The 18395-nt window shown below is 67.3% G+C and carries 17 protein-coding genes; 12 read left to right on the top strand and 5 right to left on the bottom strand.

Translation table 11 applies throughout. From position 1 onward, the window contains the following. The first annotated feature begins 13 nt into the window (after window positions 1–13). Window positions 14–826, top strand: a complete 813-nt coding sequence (mutM, locus tag CKW06_RS00285; RefSeq protein WP_024958732.1) for a bifunctional DNA-formamidopyrimidine glycosylase/DNA-(apurinic or apyrimidinic site) lyase — start codon at window positions 14–16, stop codon at window positions 824–826. Between the two features lie 106 nt (window positions 827–932). Next, window positions 933–2537 carry an OpgD/OpgG family glucan biosynthesis protein gene (locus tag CKW06_RS00290; RefSeq protein WP_012478684.1) on the top strand — a complete coding sequence of 535 codons (1605 nt, stop codon included), beginning with the start codon at window positions 933–935 and terminating at the stop codon, window positions 2535–2537. Window positions 2538–2572: 35 nt separating this feature from the next. Here CKW06_RS00290 and CKW06_RS00295 read toward each other — a convergent pair whose 3' ends face one another. Further along, the gene (locus CKW06_RS00295) at window positions 2573–3289 is read right to left on the bottom strand and encodes a tetratricopeptide repeat protein (protein WP_024958733.1); all 717 of its coding nucleotides are present in this window, start codon (window positions 3287–3289) and stop codon (window positions 2573–2575) included. 99 nt (window positions 3290–3388) lie between these two features. Beyond that, window positions 3389–4009, bottom strand: coding sequence for a thymidine kinase (locus CKW06_RS00300; protein ID WP_024958734.1), 621 nt, complete (start codon window positions 4007–4009; stop codon window positions 3389–3391). 101 nt (window positions 4010–4110) lie between these two features. Between CKW06_RS00300 and CKW06_RS00305 the strand changes: the two genes are divergently transcribed. The 3 genes from CKW06_RS00305 (at window position 4111) to CKW06_RS00315 (ending at window position 7363) form a co-directional block, all read left to right on the top strand. Beyond that, the gene (locus tag CKW06_RS00305; protein WP_024958735.1) at window positions 4111–6087 is read left to right on the top strand and encodes a UvrD-helicase domain-containing protein; all 1977 of its coding nucleotides are present in this window, start codon (window positions 4111–4113) and stop codon (window positions 6085–6087) included. A gap of 261 nt (window positions 6088–6348) precedes the next feature. Then, entirely contained in the window at window positions 6349–6909 is a 561-nt protein-coding gene (locus CKW06_RS00310) for a GNAT family N-acetyltransferase (RefSeq protein ID WP_024958821.1), read from the top strand. A gap of 136 nt (window positions 6910–7045) precedes the next feature. Continuing rightward, window positions 7046–7363 (top strand): hypothetical protein, encoded by a 318-nt coding sequence (locus CKW06_RS00315; RefSeq protein ID WP_024958820.1) that lies wholly within the window; start codon window positions 7046–7048, stop codon window positions 7361–7363. 75 nt (window positions 7364–7438) lie between these two features. Here CKW06_RS00315 and CKW06_RS00320 read toward each other — a convergent pair whose 3' ends face one another. Beyond that, window positions 7439–8092 carry a YceH family protein gene (locus CKW06_RS00320; protein ID WP_024958819.1) on the bottom strand — a complete coding sequence of 218 codons (654 nt, stop codon included), beginning with the start codon at window positions 8090–8092 and terminating at the stop codon, window positions 7439–7441. A 101-nt stretch (window positions 8093–8193) separates the two neighbouring features. Between CKW06_RS00320 and CKW06_RS00325 the strand changes: the two genes are divergently transcribed. The 4 genes from CKW06_RS00325 to plsB all read left to right on the top strand — a co-directional run bounded on the left by CKW06_RS00325 (window position 8194) and on the right by plsB (window position 13853). Next, the gene (locus CKW06_RS00325) at window positions 8194–9117 is read left to right on the top strand and encodes a 5'-nucleotidase, lipoprotein e(P4) family (RefSeq protein WP_021202272.1); all 924 of its coding nucleotides are present in this window, start codon (window positions 8194–8196) and stop codon (window positions 9115–9117) included. Then, window positions 9114–9839, top strand: a complete 726-nt coding sequence (gene pyrF, locus CKW06_RS00330) for an orotidine-5'-phosphate decarboxylase (RefSeq protein WP_005411820.1) — start codon at window positions 9114–9116, stop codon at window positions 9837–9839. The genes CKW06_RS00325 and pyrF overlap by 4 nt, the downstream gene beginning before the upstream one ends. A gap of 424 nt (window positions 9840–10263) precedes the next feature. After that, a complete protein-coding gene (locus tag CKW06_RS00335) occupies window positions 10264–11217 on the top strand; it encodes a hypothetical protein (protein ID WP_038646259.1) in 954 nt (317 codons plus the stop codon). Continuing rightward, entirely contained in the window at window positions 11217–13853 is a 2637-nt protein-coding gene (gene plsB, locus CKW06_RS00340) for a glycerol-3-phosphate 1-O-acyltransferase PlsB (protein WP_005407500.1), read from the top strand. Before CKW06_RS00335 ends, plsB begins: the two co-directional genes overlap by 1 nt. Window positions 13854–13941: 88 nt before the next feature. On the opposite strand, the gene CKW06_RS00345 is transcribed toward plsB, so the two are convergent. Further along, on the bottom strand, window positions 13942–14145 hold the full coding sequence (locus CKW06_RS00345; protein ID WP_005407501.1) for a YdcH family protein: 204 nt from the start codon (window positions 14143–14145) through the stop codon (window positions 13942–13944). Window positions 14146–14235: 90 nt separating this feature from the next. Here CKW06_RS00345 and ttcA point away from each other — a divergent pair, with 90 nt between their 5' ends. The 3 genes from ttcA to CKW06_RS00360 are packed head-to-tail and all read left to right on the top strand — an operon-like array spanning window position 14236 to window position 16937. Further along, the gene (gene ttcA, locus CKW06_RS00350) at window positions 14236–15156 is read left to right on the top strand and encodes a tRNA 2-thiocytidine(32) synthetase TtcA (RefSeq protein ID WP_024958654.1); all 921 of its coding nucleotides are present in this window, start codon (window positions 14236–14238) and stop codon (window positions 15154–15156) included. A gap of 36 nt (window positions 15157–15192) precedes the next feature. Then, window positions 15193–16098: a recombination-associated protein RdgC gene (locus CKW06_RS00355; protein ID WP_024958655.1), complete on the top strand. Its 906-nt coding sequence runs from the start codon at window positions 15193–15195 to the stop codon at window positions 16096–16098. Window positions 16099–16157: 59 nt separating this feature from the next. Beyond that, entirely contained in the window at window positions 16158–16937 is a 780-nt protein-coding gene (locus tag CKW06_RS00360) for a M48 family metallopeptidase (protein WP_005407504.1), read from the top strand. A 493-nt stretch (window positions 16938–17430) separates the two neighbouring features. Here CKW06_RS00360 and CKW06_RS00365 read toward each other — a convergent pair whose 3' ends face one another. After that, window positions 17431–18297: a methylglyoxal synthase gene (locus CKW06_RS00365; protein WP_024958656.1), complete on the bottom strand. Its 867-nt coding sequence runs from the start codon at window positions 18295–18297 to the stop codon at window positions 17431–17433. Window positions 18298–18395 lie beyond the last annotated feature (98 nt).

Raw genomic sequence — 18395 nt, forward strand, 5'->3', positions numbered from 1 at the left:
GTAGAATCGGTTCATGCCTGAACTGCCCGAAGTCGAAACCACCCGCCGCGGCCTGGCGCCGCACCTGCAGGGCCGCCGCGTGCATGGCGTGATCCTGCGCCGCGCCGACCTGCGCTGGCCGATTCCGCCGGAAGTGGCCGAGCTGCTGCCGGGGCAGCGCATCGAGGACATCCGCCGTCGCGCCAAGTACCTGCTGCTGGACACCGCCATCGGCAGCGCCGTGCTGCACCTGGGCATGTCCGGCAGCCTGCGCGTGCTGCGCGGCGACACCCCGCTGCGCGCGCACGACCATGTGGATATCAGCCTGGACAACGGCCGCCTGTTGCGCTTCAACGACCCGCGCCGCTTCGGCAGCCTGCTGTGGCAGCCGGCCGGCGAAGTCCACCCGCTGCTGCAGGGGCTGGGCCCGGAGCCGCTGGACGATGCCTTCGACGGGGACTACCTGTTCGCCCGCAGCCGTGGCCGCAGCGCGCCGGTGAAGACCTTCCTGATGGACCAGGCGGTGGTGGTGGGCGTGGGCAACATCTACGCCGCCGAGAGCCTGTTCAAGGCCGGCATCAGTCCGCTGCGCGAGGCCGGGAAAATCTCGCGCGAGCGCTACCAGCGGCTGGCCGATGCGGTGAAGGAGATCCTCGGCTACGCCATCACCCGTGGTGGCACCACCCTGCGTGACTTCATCAGCCCCGATGGCGCGCCGGGTTACTTCGAGCAGGAACTGCTGGTGTACGGCCGTGACGGGCTGCCCTGCCCGAACTGTGGCCGCGCGCTGAAGCACGCCACCATCGGCCAGCGCGCCAGCGTCTGGTGCAGCCACTGCCAGCGCTGAGGCGGGCGGCCAGCGGCAGCTGAACGGGCAGGGCACGTCTCCGCTGCCCGTTAACGTTTGTCTGCCTATGATGGCCGACCTTCCCCTCTGTGCCTGACGCGCCTGCATGCAACGACGCGACTTCATCCGCAATGCCTCCCTCGCCCTGGCTGCATTCGGCCTGCCGTCCCTGCCCGCGTGCGCGGCCAGCAGGAGCGGCCAGATGGGCCTGCGCCGCCTCGGCCAACCGCAGCCGTTCGACTTCGCCACCCTGAAGGGCCAGGCGCGCGCGCTGGCACAGGCGCCCTACAAGAGCCACAAGCGGGTACTGCCGGGCCGCCTGGAAGGGCTGGACTGGGACCAGTACCAGTCGATCGGTTACCGCCAGGACCATGCGCTGTGGGCCGACCAGCCGGGCAAGTTCCAGGCCAAGTTCTTCCACCTGGGCCTGTACTTCCATTCGCCGGTGCGCATGTTCGACGTGGTCGACGGCAAGGCGCAGGAGCTGGCCTATGACGGCGCGGCCTTCAACTACGGCAAGAGCGGCATCAAGGACGGCGAGCTGCCGGCCGATCTCGGCTTCGCCGGTTTCCGCCTGAACACCCGCAAGGACACCGATCGCGATTTCGCCGCCTTCCTCGGCGCCAGCTACTTCCGCGCGGTCGGCAAGGAAGGCCAGTACGGCCAGTCCGCGCGTGGCCTGGCAATCGATACCGGCATGGGCAAGCCGGAGGAATTCCCGGACTTCATCGCCTATTACCTGGAACAACCCTCGGCTGATTCGGACACGATCGTGGTCTACGGCCTGCTGGATTCGCCCAGCGTGGCCGGCGCCTATCGCTTCGCGATCACCAATGGCGATGTGCTGCTGATGGACATCGACAGTGCGCTGTACCCGCGCAAGGCGATCGAGCGGTTGGGCATCGCCCCGTGCACCAGCATGTACCAGGTGGGCGAGAACGACCGCCGCATGGCGTGGGACTGGCGCCCGGAGATCCATGATACCGACGGCCTGTCGCTGTGGACCGGTGCTGGCGAGTGGATCTGGCGGCCGCTGCTGAACCCGCGCAACCTGCGTTTCAACATGTTCGTGGACCGCAACCCGCGTGGTTTCGGCCTGCTGCAGCGCGACCGCAATTTCGACCACTACCAGGACGACGGCGTGTTCTACGAGAAGCGCCCGTGCCTGTGGGTCGAACCCAAGGGCGAGTGGGGCGAAGGCTCGGTGCAGCTGGTGGAGATTCCCACCGTGGACGAGACCTTCGACAACATCGTGGCGTTCTGGAACCCGAAGGAAAAGCCGCAGCCGGGCCAGGAACTGCTGGTCGGCTACCGCCTGTACTGGGGCGCCGAACCGCCGGCACGGCCGCCGCTGGCGCACTGCGTGGCCAGCCGCACCGGCCTGGGCGGCGTGGTCGGCAAGAAGCGCGAGTACTTCAGCTGGCGCTTCGCGGTGGACTTCGAAGGTGGCGAACTGGCCAGGCTGATCGACAAGGGCGAGGTCGAGGCGGTGGTGGAAGCCAGCCGCGGCCGGGTCGAGATCGTGTCGGCGCGCCCGCTGCGCGAGATCAACGGCTACCGCGCGATGTTCGACCTGGTGCCGCCGGAAGGCAGCACCGAGCAGATTGACATCCGCCTGTTCCTGCGCAGTGGCGGCAAGACCCTGACCGAGACCTGGCTGTACCAGTACACCCCGCCGCCGGCGGGTGCGCCGGAGCGCACGCTGTACTGAGCATCGAGGGGCCGGGTAGACACCGGCCCCTTGGTTCAGGGCTTGGTCTCGGTGGTCTCGGTGGCGTTGGTCTGGGTCGGTACGCCCACCTGCACCGTGCCCCGGCGGATCTTCATCCAGGTTTCGTCCTGCCAGCGCTCGTACTGCTTAGGGTCCCAGTACTTGGGGTCGTACAGACGGTCGGCTTTGATGGTGCGGCTGATGCCGCCGTCCATGAAGACGACATCGACGTTGTTGCTCATCGAGCCGGTACGGCTGCCAGTCATTTCCCGGCGGCCCTTTCTGAGAACGTCTGCCATGCGTGGCCGTGCCACGACATCACCAAACTCGGCGCGCAGCGCCTGTGCCTGAGCGCGGGCTGCCTGGTGCTGCTCCAGCGGCAGGGTTGCCCAGTATTCGTCGCGCAGTTCGGAGAACAACGGATAGCCACGTTCTGCGGCCACATCCATCCACGCGAACGCCATTACAGGGTCGCGTGGCTGGTCCACCCCGAACCAGTACATTTCGCCGAGGTAGCCCTGAGCCGGCTTGTCCGCATAGCGCGCGGCCCGGCGGAAATGATCCATGGCCGCCTTGACGTCATTCCGATGCAGCGCGGCGACTCCCCATTGCCGATACATGATGTCTGGGTGGCTGTCGAGGAAGCCGGCATTGATCAGTGTCGCGTCTTCTTCGGGAGAAGCGGGACGCTCCGCTGCCGGCGCGGGCAGGTGGGCAGACAGCAGGGCAAGCAAAAGCAGAGTGCGGCGCATGGCGGACTTCCTGTTCGACAGCTGGTCGGGCCAAGCCTAGGCAGCCCGTGGAAGCCTGTAAACCGCCGGTGGTCATGCGCCGGGATGTTCCGCCTTGCGCTACAACGGCAGCGGGGCCTGCGCCGGATCGATCCGCCCTTCACCGCGGGTGATCTTCTTGAACTCCGCGCGGCTGACCGACACGTAGCGGTCGTTGCCGCCGATCTCCACCTGCGGGCCGTCCTGCACCGCGTGCCCATGCTCGTCCACGCGCACCGTCATCGTCGCCTTCTTGCCGCTGTGGCAGATGGTCTTGATCTCCTGCATCTCGTCGGCCCAGGCCAGCAGGTACTGGCTGCCTTCGAACAGCTCGCCGCGGAAGTCGGTGCGCAGGCCGTAGCACAGCACCGGAATGCGCAGCTGGTCGACCACCTCGCTGAGCTGCCAGACCTGGGCGCGGGTCAGGAACTGCGCCTCGTCCACCAGCACGCAGCCCATCGGCCCGTTCGTCGCCAGGTCCTGCTCGACCCAGCGCTGCAGGTCGGTATCGCGGTCGAAGGCCATGCCATCGGCGCGCAGGCCGATCCGCGAAGCGACCACGCCGGCGCCGGCACGATCGTCCAGGCGCGGGGTCAGGATCGCCACCCGCATGCCGCGCTCGCGGTAGTTGTGGGCGCTCTGCAGCAGGGTGGTGGTCTTGCCGGCATTCATCGCCGAATAGTAGAAGTAGAGCTTGGCCATCGACGGATTGTACGCCGCAGCCCCGCTTCGCCGAAGCCGTTCAGCAACCCCACCGGCGGCCCGCTGTGGTCGTCACCCGGCCCCGCTACAATCCCCATCCCATGCACGGTCTCAATCCCCCCCAAGCCGCCGCCGTCCTGCACATCGAAGGCCCGTTGCTGGTGCTCGCCGGCGCGGGCAGCGGCAAGACGCGCGTGATCGTGGAAAAAATCGCCCATCTGATCGGCTGCGGCCGCTATCCGCCGCGTCGCATCGCGGCGATCACCTTCACCAACAAGTCGGCCAAGGAAATGCGCGAGCGCGTGGCCAAGCGCCTGCGCGAGCAGGATGCCGACGAGGTGACGATCTGCACCTTCCATGCGCTGGGCCTGAAGTTCCTGCAGATCGAGCACGCGGCCGTGGGCCTGAAGCGTGGATTCTCGATCTTCGATGCCGATGATGCCGCCGCGCAGATCAAGGACCTGATGTACGGGGCCAAGCCCGACGACATCGAGGACATGAAGAACCTGGTGTCGCGCGCGAAGAACGCTGGCCTGTCGCCCGAGCAGGCGATGGCCGCCGCGCGCAGCAACCGCGAGAAGGAAGCGGCCAGCGTCTATGAGCGCTACCAGCTGCGCCTGACGGCGTTCAATGCGGTGGACTTCGATGACCTGATCCGCCTGCCGGTGCAGGTGCTGGAAGAGAACCCGGACATCGCCGTGGCCTGGCGCGAACGCATCGGCTACCTGCTGGTGGACGAATGCCAGGACACCAACGACGCGCAGTACCGGCTGCTCAAGCAGCTGGCTGGTGACAAGGGCAATTTCACCTGCGTGGGTGACGATGACCAGTCGATCTACGCCTGGCGCGGCGCCAACCCGGAAAACCTGCAGCAGATGGGGCGCGATTACCCAGCGCTGGAGATCATCAAGCTGGAGCAGAACTACCGTTGCTCCAACCGTGTGCTGCGTGCGGCCAATGCGCTGATCGCCAACAACCCGCACGAGCACCTGAAGAAGCTGTGGAGTGACCAGGCCGACGGCGAACGCATCCGCGTGTGGGAATGCCGCAACAGCGAACACGAGGCGGAAAAGGTTGCCGCCGAGATCGCCTTCGTGGCGCAGTCGCGCAACGTGCCTTGGAGCGATTTCTGCATCCTGTTCCGCGGCAACTTCCAGTCGCGCCCGCTGGAAAAGGCGATGCAGCTGCTGCGCATTCCCTACCACCTGACCGGCGGCACCATGTTCCTGGAACGCCAGGAAGTGAAGGACACGCTGGCCTGGCTGCGGCTGCTGGTGAACCCGGACGACGACACCGCGTTCATGCGTGCGGTGCAGTCGCCCAAGCGCGATGTCGGCGCCGGCACGCTGGCCAAGCTGGCTGAACTGGCGCAGGAAAAGGACATGCCGATGGCGCAGGCCGCCGAGGCGATCGGCGCCCTGCAGCAGTTGCCGCCGCGTGCGGCCAACAGCCTGGCGCGTTTCACCGACATCCTGCGCGACCTGCGTGCACAGACCCGACAGGTCACTTCCGGCGACATGATCCGCAAGGTCGCCAAGGAATCCGGCCTGCTCAGCGAACTGCGCCAGCAGGCCAAGGAAGAGGCCAGCTACCAGCGTCGCGCCAACAACATCGAGGAGCTGGCGCAGTGGTTCGAGGGCGGCCCGCGCGGTGCCACCGCCGCTGACCTGGCCGGCCAGCTGGCGCTGCTGTCGCGCAGCGACAAGGACGAGGGTGGCAACCAGGTGCGCATGATGACCATGCACGCCTCCAAGGGCCTGGAATTCCCGTACGTGTTCATCGTGGGCTGCGAGGACGGCGTGCTGCCGCACCAGGTCAGCCTGGACGAGGGCAACCTGCAGGAAGAGCGGCGACTGCTGTACGTGGGCATCACCCGCGCCAAGATCCAGCTGTGGATGAGTTACAGCAAACTCACGCGCAAGTTCGGTGAGCATGTGCGGCTGAAGCCGAGCCGGTTCTTCGAGGAGATTCCGGCCGAGGAGATCCAGCGCGATGGTGCTGATCCGGTGGCCGATGCGGTGCGCAAGAAGGAACGGGCGAGTGCCGGGTTGGCGGCGATCGAGGCGCTGTTCGATTGACCGGCGAACGGCGCAGCCCCTCGTGGTTGGCGCCGTTCGCAATGCATTCGTGGGGGCCTGGCGGGTGGGCTGGTCGGGACACGCCGTAAACCCGTCCATGGGGGCTCGGCCGCGGCATCCATGCCGCGGACGGTCCCGCCCAGCCCACCCGCCAGGCCTCTGACAGTTTCCGTGCGTGCCAGCCACGGAAAAGAAAAAAGAAAATCAAAAGCAACAGCCGGGGGTTGAGGCAGAATCGGGGTTTCGGCTGGAGGTCTGCCTGTGCAACCGATCGAGAGTGAACGCCTGCGCCTGCGTGCGATTGAACCGGATCGCGATGCGGTGCCGATGCTGGCGCTGTTGAATGATCCGGGTTTCGTGCGCTTCATCGGTGACCGCAATGTGCGCAGTGAGGAGCAGGCGCGGGAATACATCGCGCTGCGTGTGCTGCACAGCTATGCGTTGAATGGCTTTGGCATGTATGCCATCGAGCGGTTGTCCGATGGTGCCTGGCTGGGCAATGCCGGGCTGGTGCGGCGGGATGGCCTGCCGGGGCCGGACATCGGCTATGCGGTGCTGTCGGAATTCGCCGGGCAGGGCTATGCCGGTGAGGCGGCGCGGGCGGTGTTCGCGCATGCGCGCGCTGGGCTGGGCCTGCAGGATCTGTATGGCATTACCGATCTGGACAACGTGGTGTCCGGGAAGATCCTGCTGGGCCTGGGTATGCAGGAGCGCGGGGTGATCCAGCTGCCGGGCGTGGACAGCCCGAGCCGGTTGTATGCCACGCCGGGTGCGGTGGCGGTACTCATCGGGGGGCATGACGCATCTGGACAAGCCGAATGAGGATTCTTGCATTTGGCGATAAACCGGCGAGTCGTCCGGTTCGCCGCCGATGCTTCCGGGTTTCATGAGATGACCCACCTGCTGCGTTGGGCAGCGCTGTGGTCATTCCCGAAACCCGGAAACTCCAGGAGTTCTCATGAAGCTCATGCCTTTGGTCACGACGATGCTGTTGAGCGTGGTATCCGCGTCTGCATCTGCGTTCACGCTTCCCCAGATGAGTGACCTCTCACCGCACTCGAGCACGCAGGCCTGCCAGGGCGCGTGGAATGCGTCGTCAGCCAGCCGCAGTTGCCATGTCAACCGTATTGATGGACGACCCGGCACGCAGTGCTACGTCGATGTCAGGTGTGTGCGCAACAACGGCAGCCAGCTGACCAATCAGTACACGATGGAGGAATGGGGCGTGCGCGCGCTTGCGAACTGCGACGGCTTCCTGAGAGTGGGAGGCTGCTGAACCGCGGATCGGTCCCGGGCGGATCGGTCCCGAGGGGGTGCCGGCCGGTGGCCGGCACTACCCTGCGGCTGCGCCTCAGTTACCGCGCAGTTCGGCCAGCTGCGCCTGCAGCTCGGCCACGGTCGCTTCCAGCTGGGCCACGCGCTCGGCCAGGCCTGGATCGGCCGCATCGTTGCCACCGCCGCTGCTGGCGTACTTCGCCGCCAGCGCCGCGCCGTCCACTTCGCCGCACAGCAGGTGCATGTAGCGGTCTTCGCGCTGCCCACTGGCGCGCGGCAGCACCACCAGCAGCGCGCGCTGCTGCAGGCGTTCGATGGCGTGGCGGGCTTCATCGGCGTCGGCGAAGCGGTGCAGGCGCTCGCTGCGCGTGATCAGTTCGCCCAGCGTCTGCGGCCCACGCAGCAGCAGCAGCGCCAGCAGCACGGTCTGCTGCCGGGTCAGGTCCAGCGCGGCCTGCAGGCGGTGCTCGTAGCGGTCCGCGCGCGAGGAGAAGTGCTGGCGGGCCAGGCCCAACGCCTCCAGCTGGCGCAGCGCGTGCTGCACGCTGCCGGCGTCGATGTTCATCACCGGCTCGCGGGCAGTCTTCTGGTTGGCAGCCGACTGGGCGGCATTGACCGTCAGTGGATAGGTGTCCGGCGTGGTCGCCTCCTTTTCCACCAGGCAGCCCAGCAGGCGGGCCTGCACGGCGTCGAGCAGGGGGACGTCGGGGGTCTGGGTGGAATCGGTCATGGCGGCCTCCGGAAGGGCAACGGGTCAACCGCCAAGCATAGCCGTCCCGGGACCGCCTTTGCCGGTAAAATGCGCCGGTATATCTGATTGCCGGTGAATCCATGCGTCGTCCCGTTTCCCTGTCCCTGACCCTGCTCGCCACTGCGGCGCTGGGCCTGTCCGCCTGCAAGCGCGTGGATGCGCCTGCTGCCGAAGCCGCTGCCCCGGAGGCCCCGGCCGCCGCTGCCAAGGCTGATGGCGCGCTTGATGCGACCGCCAATGACAATCTCAACGCCGTGCTGTGGATGCAGCGTGCGCAGGAGTACAAGGCGATCACCGAGCAGACCTACCGCGCCGCCGCCGACCACCTGGACGCCGCGCTGAAGGAAGCCCACTGGGATGCGCTGGTGCCGGAGGAACGCGGCAACGAGGCCAAGGGCCTGAAGCCGGCCGTGGTGCTGGACGTGGATGAGACCGTGCTGGACAACTCGCCCTACCAGGCGCGCCTGGTGCGCGACGGCAAGGAATACGACGAGCTGAGCTGGGACCAGTGGGTGGCCGAAAAGAAGGCCAAGGCCATTCCGGGCGTGGTCGATTTCGCCAAGGCCGCCAACGCCAAGGGCGTGACCCTGCTGTACATCTCCAACCGCGCCGTGCACCTTAAGGACGCGACCCTGGCCAACCTGCGCGAGCAGGGCCTGCCGGTGGCCGATGACAGCGTGTTCCTGGGCCTGGGCACCGTGGTCGAAGGCTGCGAGCAGGCCGGCAGCGAGAAGAACTGCCGCCGCCGCCTGGCCGGGCAGAAGTACCGCGTGCTGATGCAGTTCGGCGACCAACTGGGCGACTTCGTGGAAGTGACCGCCAACACCAACGAAGGCCGTGACGCCCTGCTGCAGCAGTACCACGACTGGTTCGGCGAGCGCTGGTGGATGCTGCCGAACCCGACCTACGGCGGTTTCGAGCCGGCGCAGTTCAACAATGACTACAGCCAGTCGCGCCAGGCCCGCCACGACGCCAAGCGCGCTGCCCTGGACTACGCGCCGTGAGCCGCGCGCCGCTGCCGCTGCGCGATGACGAGCGCCTGATCTTCGCGCTGGACGTGCCTGATCGCGCGCAGGCGCTGGAGTGGGTCGACCGCCTCGGCGACAGCGTGGCGTTCTACAAGATCGGCATGGAACTGCTGGCGTCGGGCGAGTACTTCCAGGTGCTGGACGAGCTGGCCCGCCGCGACAAGCGCGTGTTCGTCGACCTGAAGTTCTTCGATATCCCGGCCACTGCCGCGGCGGTGATCAAGCGCCTGTCGCAGTGGCCGGTCAGCTACGCCACCATCCACGGCTGGCACCCGGCGATGATGGAAGCCTGCGCCGCCGCCAACAGCAGCGACATGCGCCTGCTGGCGGTGACCGTGCTGACCTCGATGGGCCGCCCGGACCTGGCGCAGATGGGCATCGACCGTGAACCGGTGGACGTAGTGGTTGAACGCGCGCTGGCCGCGCAGGCGGCCGGTATCGATGGCGTGATCGCCTCGGGCCAGGAAGCCGGCCCGATCCGCGCCGCTACCGGCGCCGGGTTCTCGATCGTCTGCCCGGGCATCCGCCCCGGTGGCCCGGTCGGCGATGACCAGAAGCGTACCGTTGGCGTGGCCCAGGCCTTTGCCGATGGCGCCGATGCCATCGTGGTTGGTCGCCCGATCCGCCTGGCCACCGATCCGCAGGCCGCGGCGCGGGCCATCCAGCAGGAAATCGCGTCGGCGCTGGCTGCGCGCTGAGATTCCGTTGCGCAGGCTGCAGGCCCGAACGCCATCCCGACCCGCGCGGGATGGCGTTTCTGCATCCGTCCAGCAAGCGGTTGTGCCCGAATCGCCGCAAAACCTGCCGTAGATTTCATTGCTTTTACGCCCATCATCAGGTGTATCAATAAAATCAATGATTTATACGACGATAGGTGAAGTGTTGCCTTAACTTGAACGGCAGCGTAGGATCGCCGCCATCCGGTCCTCGGACCGGACATGTGCCACTACACTGTCCACCGGCCCTGCGCCGGTTTGAAGAGCCTGTGATCCCCGTGATCCCGGCTCTTTTTTTATTCCCATCAGTGACTTGCACAAGCAACAGCGGAAACCGTGACGTCCCGGCTTGCCGCTGTCACGTCACAGGCCGCAAGATGCGGACCGGTCCGGGGAGTCCGAGTGCATGAGCGTGGCAGTGCGAGGAAGGTCTGCGCGTGGATGGGGGCTGGCAGCCATGCTGCTGCTGGCCGTGGCGGCGTGTCGTGAATCGGCCCAGGACCCGGCCAAGCCGGCAGCCGAGCCGGTCGCGGCGGTGCAGGCCATGGCGCTGCGCCTGGCCGAGGACGATCTGGTCGGCTATGCAAAGCTGTCGGTGCCGCCCAGCCAGTACCAGCGCCTGCAACAGGCCTGGACCGAAGGCCACAGCCAGTGGCCGCTGACCGAACTGCCGCTGGGCGACCAGCTGCTGCCGATGCTGGCCGCACTGCGCAAGCCCAACGCCAGCGCCGAACTGCAGCGCAGCTTCGATCGCCAGCTGGCCGGACAGGCCGGCGCGGTTCGCCAGGCCGCGCAATCGATGGGCAACTTCGGTGTGCAGTACCTGCGCCACCAGAAGGGCTATACGCCTGGCCAACAGGCGCATTACATCGCCCTGGTCGAAACCCTGGCCAGCTGGGCGCAGGGTGCCCCGATCAGTGACCGGGCCCGCGCACGCAGCACCATCGCCGCGCTGGTCGGCGCCGCCAACAAGGTCGGCTTCGACGACGAAGCCGGCCTGCAGGCCGCGGGCATGGAAGGCAGCCTGGCGCAGCTGGCGCCGTTCATCCACACCCTCAAGGCGGTGCTGGGCAGCTACGGGCTGGGCGTGGACGACGCGTTGCGCAGCGTGCGCGGCGAACTGCTGTCAGTGGAGGGTGACAACGCCCTGGTACGCCTGCACTACGACCTCGCCGGTCGCGAGATGAGCCTGCAGCTGCCGCTGAGCCGCCGCGAAGGCCATTGGTACCTGACCCGCACCCTGGCCGATACCGACGCCCTGCTGCGCAAGGCCGATGCGGCCCGCGTCGCTGCGTCGCCATCACCGGCTGAAGCCCCCGCCGATGGCGGGGAAGCGGCAACGCCGCCGCCTAAGCCATAATGGCGCCGATGTCGAAACAGAACCCGCTGCCGTTCCCCGGCGAAGAATCCCAGTCGACGCCCGCCGATACGGTGCCGGCGTCCCCCTCGACCGGTACCGGCCCGAACCCGGTACCGCCGCCCGCGCACGCGCGTCCGGCCGGCCGACGCCCACTGTGGGCACGGTTGCTGGGCCGCCTGGTCGAGCCGTGGCTGTCGCTGAAGATCGAGCCGGAAGACCCGGGCCAGTACAACGATGGCCGCCCGGTCATGTACGTGCTGGAAGACTACGGCCTGTCCAACGCGCTGATCCTGGACAAGGCCTGCCGCCAGGCCGGACTGCCGTCGCCGCTGGTGCCGCTGGCCGGTGACCCGACCGGCCGCAAGCGCGCCTACCTGGCGCTGTCGCGGCGCAGCTCCAGCAATTCGCTGATCCCCGAGCAGCGCGGTGCCAAGACCCATTCCGACTCGCTGGCCAAGGTCCTGCAGGCACATCGCGTGCGCGATGACCTGGACGTGCACCTGGTGCCGGTGTCGATCTTCGTCGGCCGCGCGCCGGACAAGCAGAGCGGCTGGTTCGCGGTGCTGTTCTCGGAAAACTGGGCGCTGGTCGGCCGCTTCCGCCGCCTGCTGGCGGTGCTGCTCAATGGCCGCAGCACCATCGTCCGCTTCGCGCCGCCGATCTCGTTGCGTTCCATCATCGACGAAGGCCTGGAGCCGGAACGCACGGTACGCAAGCTGCAGCGCGTGCTGCGCACCCATTTCCGCCGCATCCGTGAATCGGTGATCGGCCCCGACCTGTCGACCCGTCGCCTGCTGGTGGACCAGGTGCTGGCCGCCGAACCGGTGCGCGAAGCGATCGCCGCGCAGGCCAAGCGCGACAATTCGAAGACGGCCGATGCCTGGAAGAAGGCACACGCCTACGCCTGGGAAATCGCCGCGGACTATTCCAGCCCGGTGGTGCGCTCGGCCAGCTTCATGCTCAGCCACGTGTGGAACCGCATCTATGCGGGCGTGCTGGTGCACCACCTGGACAAGTTCAAGGCCGCCGCGCCGGGTCACGAAGTGGTCTACGTGCCCAGCCACCGCAGCCACATGGACTACCTGCTGCTGTCCTACCTGCTGTACGACCGTGGCATCGTGCCGCCGCACATCGTGGCCGGCATCAACCTGAACCTGCCGGTGGTCGGCACCCTGCTGCGCAAGGGCGGTGCGTTCTTCATCCGCCGCTCGATCCGTGGCAACGCGCTGTACTCGGCCGTGCTCAGTGAGTACGTCGCGCAGCTGGTGGCCGGCGGCTACTCGCTGGAGTACTTCGTCGAAGGCGGCCGCTCGCGTACCGGCCGACTGCTGCAGCCCAAGGGCGGCATGATCTCGATGACGCTGCGTGCGTTCCTGCGCCAGCCACGCAAGCCGGTGCTGTTCCAGCCCATCTACATCGGCTACGAGAAGCTGATGGAAGGCGGCAGCTACCTGGACGAACTGTCCGGCCGGCCGAAGGAAAAGGAATCGATCTGGTCGCTGCTGTGGGGCATCCCGAAGGTGCTCAAGCAGAACTACGGCCAGGTGGTGGTGAACTTCGGCGAACCGATCGCACTGAACGACGTACTGGCCGAGAAGGCGCCGGAGTGGAAGGGCGAGGCGGTGTCCGAGGACGAGAAGCCAGCCTGGCTGTCGACCACGGTGGATACGCTGGCCGAGCGCATCCAGGTGCGCATCAACGGCGCTGCCGACGTCAACCCGATCAACCTGCTGGCGCTGGCGCTGCTGTCCACGCCGAAGCACGCGATGGGCGAGGCCGACCTGATCGCGCAGATCGAGCTGTGCAAGACGCTGCTGGTCGAGATGCCGTATTCGGACCGGGTGACGGTGACCCCGCACTCGCCGGAGCGGATCATCGCCCACGCCGAGGAAATCAACGTCCTCACCCGCATCAAGCACCCGCTGGGCGACGTGCTCAGCGTCAGCGGCGATACCGCGGTGCTGCTCAGCTACTTCCGCAACAACGTGCTGCACCTGTTCACCGCCTCGTCGTGGGTGGCCTGCTGCTTCCAGAACAACCGCCGCATGAGCCGTACCGGCCTGGTCCAGCTGGGCCGCACGGTGTACCCGTTCCTGCAGGCCGAGCTGTTCCTGCCGTGGAGCGAGGACGAATTCGCACAGCGCATCGACCAGACCATCAACGTGTTCGTGCGTGAGGGCCTGCTGCAGAACGTCAATGACGACGACGGCGGCATCCTGGCGCGCAACACCGGGCAGACCGACGAGGTGTTCCGCCTGCGTGCGATCGGCCACTCGCTGCAGCAGGCCTTCGAGCGCTACTACATCGCCATTTCGGTGCTGGTGAAGAACGGCCCGGGCGTGCTGGGTGCGGCCGAGCTGGAAAGCCTGTGCCAGCAGGCGGCGCAGCGTCTGAGCCTGCTCTATGCACCGGCCGCGCCGGAGTTCTTCGACCGCACCCTGTTCCGCGGCTTCATCCAGAAGCTGCGCGAACTGCGCCTGGTGTGGCCGGACGAGAACAGCAAGCTGCTGTTCGACGAGCGCCTGGATGCCTGGGCCAAGGACGCCAAGTTCATCCTCGGCCGCGAGCTGCGCCACACCATCGAACGGGTCAGCCCGGAAGCAGCGCGCCCGGACGAGCCGGCGCCGCAGGATTGAAGGCAGCGCCGGGCCATGCGGTGGGTGTGGACCTTGGTCCACACCTCCCAGCCGTGCCAACCAGGGTTGGCACCCACCAGGACGGTCTTTAGGCCGGTTCGTCGGGAATCTGCAGGCTTTCCAGCCTGGCAATGCAGTCCTTCAACTGCAGCTTGCGCCGCTTCAGGCGCTTGGCTTCCAGCTCGTCCTCGCCGTTGGCGGCCATGCGGGTGATCTGTTCATCCAGCAGGCGGTGCTCGGCGCGCAGGGCGGCGAGGCGTTCGACAATCTCGGCGGGGTCGTAGGTATCCACGGCTTCGAGGATACACAGCGATGATGACCGCCGGGAGAGGGGAATCCCGACCCCCGGCCGTGGCCGCTCCGAGCCGTTAGAATGGAGCCCATGAGTGCCGTGATTTCCCTCCCTGATCCCCAGCCGCGCGCCGCCCGCGATCCGCGCGTGGCCGAGCGCGAGCAGCACAAGCTGGCCAAGCGCCTGCGCCGCCAGGTCGGCGAGGCGATTGCCGACTTCGGCATGATCGAGGCCGGCGACAAGGTGATGGTCTGCCTGTCCGGCGGCAAGGACAGCTACACCCTGCTGGACGTGCTGCTGCAGCTGCAGAAGAAGGCGCCGGTGCCGTTCGAGCTGGTGGCGGTGAACCTGGACCAGAAGCAGCCGGACTTCCCCGAGCACGTGCTGCCGGAGTACCTGGCCGGGCTGGGCGTGCCGTACCACATCATCGAGCAGGACACCTATTCGGTGGTCAGCCGGGTCATCCCGGAAGGCAAGACCATGTGTTCGCTGTGCTCGCGCCTGCGTCGTGGTGCGCTGTACAACTACGCCGAGACCCACGGCTTCACCAAGATCGCGCTGGGCCACCACCGCGACGACATGGTGGCCACGTTCTTCATGAACCTGTTCCACCACGCCAAGCTGTCGGGCATGCCGCCGAAGCTGCGCAGCGATGACGGCAGGCACGTGGTGATCCGGCCGCTGGCCTACGTGCGCGAGAGCGACATCGTCGACTACGCGCAGGCACGCCAGTTCCCGATCATTCCCTGCAACCTGTGCGGCAGCCAGGAGAACCTGCAGCGCCGCCAGGTCGGCCTGATGCTGAGGCAGTGGGAGAAGGACCACCCGGGCCGCATCGAGCAGATCGCGCGCGCCATGGGCGAAGTCCGGCCCTCGCAGCTGGCCGACACCACCCTGTTCGACTTCATGGCGCTGGGCCGTCGCGACGACGCGCCGCTGCCTGACGCGCATGCCTGGCTGGCCGGTTCCCCGGCCGACGCCGACGCAGATCCCGAGACGCCCACCGTTTAAGGTCGGTCGCCCTTCCTCTTTGCCATCCGGAATTCCATGTTCTTTCGCAACCTGACGTTCTTCCGTTTCCCGACCACCACCGATTTTTCCGAAGTCGACACGCTGCTGCCGCACGCCCTGCTGAAGCCGGTCGGCGCACTGGAAATGAATTCGCGCGGCTTCATCTCGCCGTTCGGCCGCGAGGAGAAGGAACTGCTCTCCCACCGCATCGCCGAACACCTGTGGCTGACCGTGGGCGGCGAGGACAAGATCCTGCCGGCGGCGGTGGTCAACGACCTGCTCGAGCGCAAGCTGGAGGAGATCGAGGAGAAGGAAGGCCGCAGCCCGGGTGGCCGCGAACGCAAGCGGATGAAGGACGACCTGCTGCATGAACTGCTGCCGCGCGCCTTCGTGAAGTCCTCGCGCAACGACGCCTTCATCGACCTGCAGCACGGTTACGTGGCGGTGGATACCTCCAGCCGCAAGACCGGCGAGTACTTCATGTCCGACATCCGCGGCCTGCTCGGCAGCTTCCCGGCGATGCCGCTGAACGCCGAAGTCGCGCCGCGTTCGATCCTGACCGGCTGGATCGCCGGCGAGCCGCTGCCGACCGGGCTGAGCCTGGGCGAAGAGTGCGAGATGAAGGACCCGGTGGAAGGCGGCGCGGTGGTCAAGTGCCAGCACCAGGAACTGCGCTGCGATGAGATCGACAAGCACCTGGATGCCGGCAAGCAGGTGACCAAGCTGGCGCTGATCTTCGAGGACAACCTGTCCTTCGTCATCGGCGACGACCTGATCGTGCGCAAGCTGAAGTTCCTCGACGGTGCCCTGGACCAGCTGGAGCATGCCGACGAAGACGGCCGCCGCGCCGAGTTCGACGCCCGCTTCGCCCTGCAGAGCGCCGAGATCCGCCGTCTGTTCCTGTTGCTGGAAGAAGCCTTCAAGCTCAGCAAGGCTGACTGAACAGGCAGCCCGACGGCCGCCGGTCATCCGGCGGCCCGAAGCGGCGCTATGCTGGGCGCATGAGCCGTCTGCTGCGCCGCCTGATCAGCCCGACCCCGCCCGCCACCGTACAGCGCGACACCGTTCGCCTGCGCCTGGAGGATGCCGAGATCGAGGTACTGCGCGTGCGCGATCCGCGTGCGCGCCGCATCAAGCTGAGCGTGGACGAACGCGGCGCGCGCCTGACCCTGCCGCCGCGCGCAAGCCTGGTGATGGGCGAACGCTTCCTGGAACAGCACCGCGACTGGCTGGCACTGCAGCTGCGCCAGTACCAGGGCCAGGGCCTGCCGGCACCGCTGCAGCCCGGCGAAGACGGCGTGCTGCCCCTGCGCGGCGAACTGTTGCCGCTGCGCTGGCAGGAAGGCCGCTACGCGCGCCTGGAGATCGACGCGCATGGTGCCTGCGTGCAGTGGCCGACACGTGGTGGTGACGCCACCCTGCGCCGCCTGCTGCGCGAGTTCTACGAAGCACAGACCCGCGCCGACGTCGGCCGCTGGCTGCCGAAGTACCTGCCCACGCTGCCGCGCGCACCCAGTCGCCTGCGATTGAAGGTGATGTCCTCGCAATGGGGCTCGCTCGCCCCCGATGGCAGCATGGCACTGGACCTGGCGCTGGTACTGGGCCGCCCTGAGGCGTTCGAGTACGTGCTGGTGCACGAGCTCTGCCACCTGATCCAGCCCAACCACTCGCCCGCGTTCTGGCACGAAGTGGAACAACGCTTCCCCGCCTGGCGCGAACAGCGCGATTACTTCCAGCTGGAAGGCCGCCGACTGAAGGCGATGCTGCGGCAACTGCTGTAGCGCCAGCGCTACAGCAGTTGCCCACGCATTCTTCCTCTACCCCCGCCTTCGGCGCGCCCCTTCAACAGAAGGGGCTTTCCTCCAGAGAGTGGGCCGGGCAGTCGGGCAGGCTCGACGCTGCACAGGGTCTGCACAGAGGATGAGCATTCCCCGCCCTGGCAACGTGCCATGGAGCGCGCGCAGCGCGCGACCCGCGCCTGCTCTTCTTTTCTTTCTTCCGTGGTGGGCACACCGGAATCTGTCCGTGGCCGGGCGGGGTGGGTTGCGCAGGGGCGTGAGCCGCATGGATGCGGCGACCGAGCTTACAGGGGTGAAGGCGCTTTGCTTGCGAAGCACTGCTTCGCAAGCGCCTGAACGCACAGCCGCCAGCGGCTGGGCCGGGCCCCGGAGGGGTACTTGCAGCGACCCCTGCGCAATCCACCCCGCCCGGCCAAGCACGGCTTTGCCTTCGGATACCACCCACCACGAGGGGCTCAGCCGTTGGCCGAAATCCTCACCTCGCCCGCAACGCCGCCGCCGCCGCCCAGCGCGCCGCCACCCGCGGCGCCGTAATGCACACCGCCTGGTCGGTCACCGTCGTCACCGCGCGCTCCAGCAGCTGGATATCCGCCTCATGCTGGCGCGCCACGTGCGGATCCTCGAAGAAGATCGCGCGCTGGCAGCGCCCTTCCAGTACCCGGTCGGCAATCTGCGCATCGCCGCCCATAGGGCCGCTCTGGTAGCGCGTCACCCAGGGCGTATCGCTGGGCCAGCCACGGCTCCACGCCAGCTCGTTCAAGCGCTGGCCGGTGGTTCCGGTTGCCACCCGCTCACCGAACCGCGCCAGCACATCGAAGTGCTCATCGGCGAAGGCCAGCATCGCCGGCTTCATCGCGTCGTGCGCGATCAGCGCCAGCGTCTGTCCTTCGAACGCATGCAGGTCGTCGGCGCCAGCATCGGCAGCCAGTCCGGCATGGATGCGTTCCACCTCGATCCAGTCGCGCGCGGTGGCCACGGTGGAAATGAAAGGCTTGCCGTGGATCACGCACTGCCGCTTCAGCGCCGTGGCTTCCGGAAACACCGAGGATGGATCGACCGGATCGATCAGGTAGACCGCGCCATCCAGTGTCCGATCCGGCCCCATGCCAACCACCTCGGCCACCAGCTTCATCAAGCCACCCTCGCGACCGTAGGGGTAGCGATGCAGGCCCGCGTATCCGGTCAGGAAGCTCTGACGCTGTATCGCGTCATGGGTGCGGCCGACCGCGTGCAGCGACACGCCCAGCTCGCGCAGGCCGGGTTCGCTGGCGCGCAGCCAGCGGAACAGGGCGGCGCGCGCGTCGTGGTGATGGAGACGGTTGGCAGCCAGGCCGATGCGCATCGAATGCTCCGCAGATACGGGTGAAAGCGGCAGTGTATGTCGCCATTCACCTATCTTGGTGTTTTTACAACTTTCTTCATTGCGCCTCGTCCACGCGC

Origin of the sequence: Stenotrophomonas maltophilia, from assembly GCF_900186865.1 — a bacterium.
GTDB classification, from domain to species: Bacteria; Pseudomonadota; Gammaproteobacteria; order Xanthomonadales; family Xanthomonadaceae; genus Stenotrophomonas; species Stenotrophomonas maltophilia.

What these genes read in the sequence shown, in the direction of transcription:
- ttcA (WP_024958654.1), top strand. Translation starts at nt 14,236, where the DNA reads ATGAGTGCCGTGATTTCCCTCCCTGATCCCCAGCCGCGCGCCGCCCGC.
- CKW06_RS00325 (WP_021202272.1), top strand. Translation starts at nt 8,194, where the DNA reads ATGCGTCGTCCCGTTTCCCTGTCCCTGACCCTGCTCGCCACTGCGGCG.
- CKW06_RS00315 (WP_024958820.1), top strand. Translation starts at nt 7,046, where the DNA reads ATGAAGCTCATGCCTTTGGTCACGACGATGCTGTTGAGCGTGGTATCC.
- CKW06_RS00360 (WP_005407504.1), top strand. Translation starts at nt 16,158, where the DNA reads ATGAGCCGTCTGCTGCGCCGCCTGATCAGCCCGACCCCGCCCGCCACC.
- plsB (WP_005407500.1), top strand. Translation starts at nt 11,217, where the DNA reads ATGGCGCCGATGTCGAAACAGAACCCGCTGCCGTTCCCCGGCGAAGAA.
- CKW06_RS00320 (WP_024958819.1), bottom strand. Translation starts at nt 8,092, where the DNA reads ATGACCGATTCCACCCAGACCCCCGACGTCCCCCTGCTCGACGCCGTG.
- CKW06_RS00290 (WP_012478684.1), top strand. Translation starts at nt 933, where the DNA reads ATGCAACGACGCGACTTCATCCGCAATGCCTCCCTCGCCCTGGCTGCA.
- CKW06_RS00305 (WP_024958735.1), top strand. Translation starts at nt 4,111, where the DNA reads ATGCACGGTCTCAATCCCCCCCAAGCCGCCGCCGTCCTGCACATCGAA.
- CKW06_RS00365 (WP_024958656.1), bottom strand. Translation starts at nt 18,297, where the DNA reads ATGCGCATCGGCCTGGCTGCCAACCGTCTCCATCACCACGACGCGCGC.
- CKW06_RS00335 (WP_038646259.1), top strand. Translation starts at nt 10,264, where the DNA reads ATGAGCGTGGCAGTGCGAGGAAGGTCTGCGCGTGGATGGGGGCTGGCA.
- mutM (WP_024958732.1), top strand. Translation starts at nt 14, where the DNA reads ATGCCTGAACTGCCCGAAGTCGAAACCACCCGCCGCGGCCTGGCGCCG.
- CKW06_RS00295 (WP_024958733.1), bottom strand. Translation starts at nt 3,289, where the DNA reads ATGCGCCGCACTCTGCTTTTGCTTGCCCTGCTGTCTGCCCACCTGCCC.
- CKW06_RS00300 (WP_024958734.1), bottom strand. Translation starts at nt 4,009, where the DNA reads ATGGCCAAGCTCTACTTCTACTATTCGGCGATGAATGCCGGCAAGACC.
- CKW06_RS00355 (WP_024958655.1), top strand. Translation starts at nt 15,193, where the DNA reads ATGTTCTTTCGCAACCTGACGTTCTTCCGTTTCCCGACCACCACCGAT.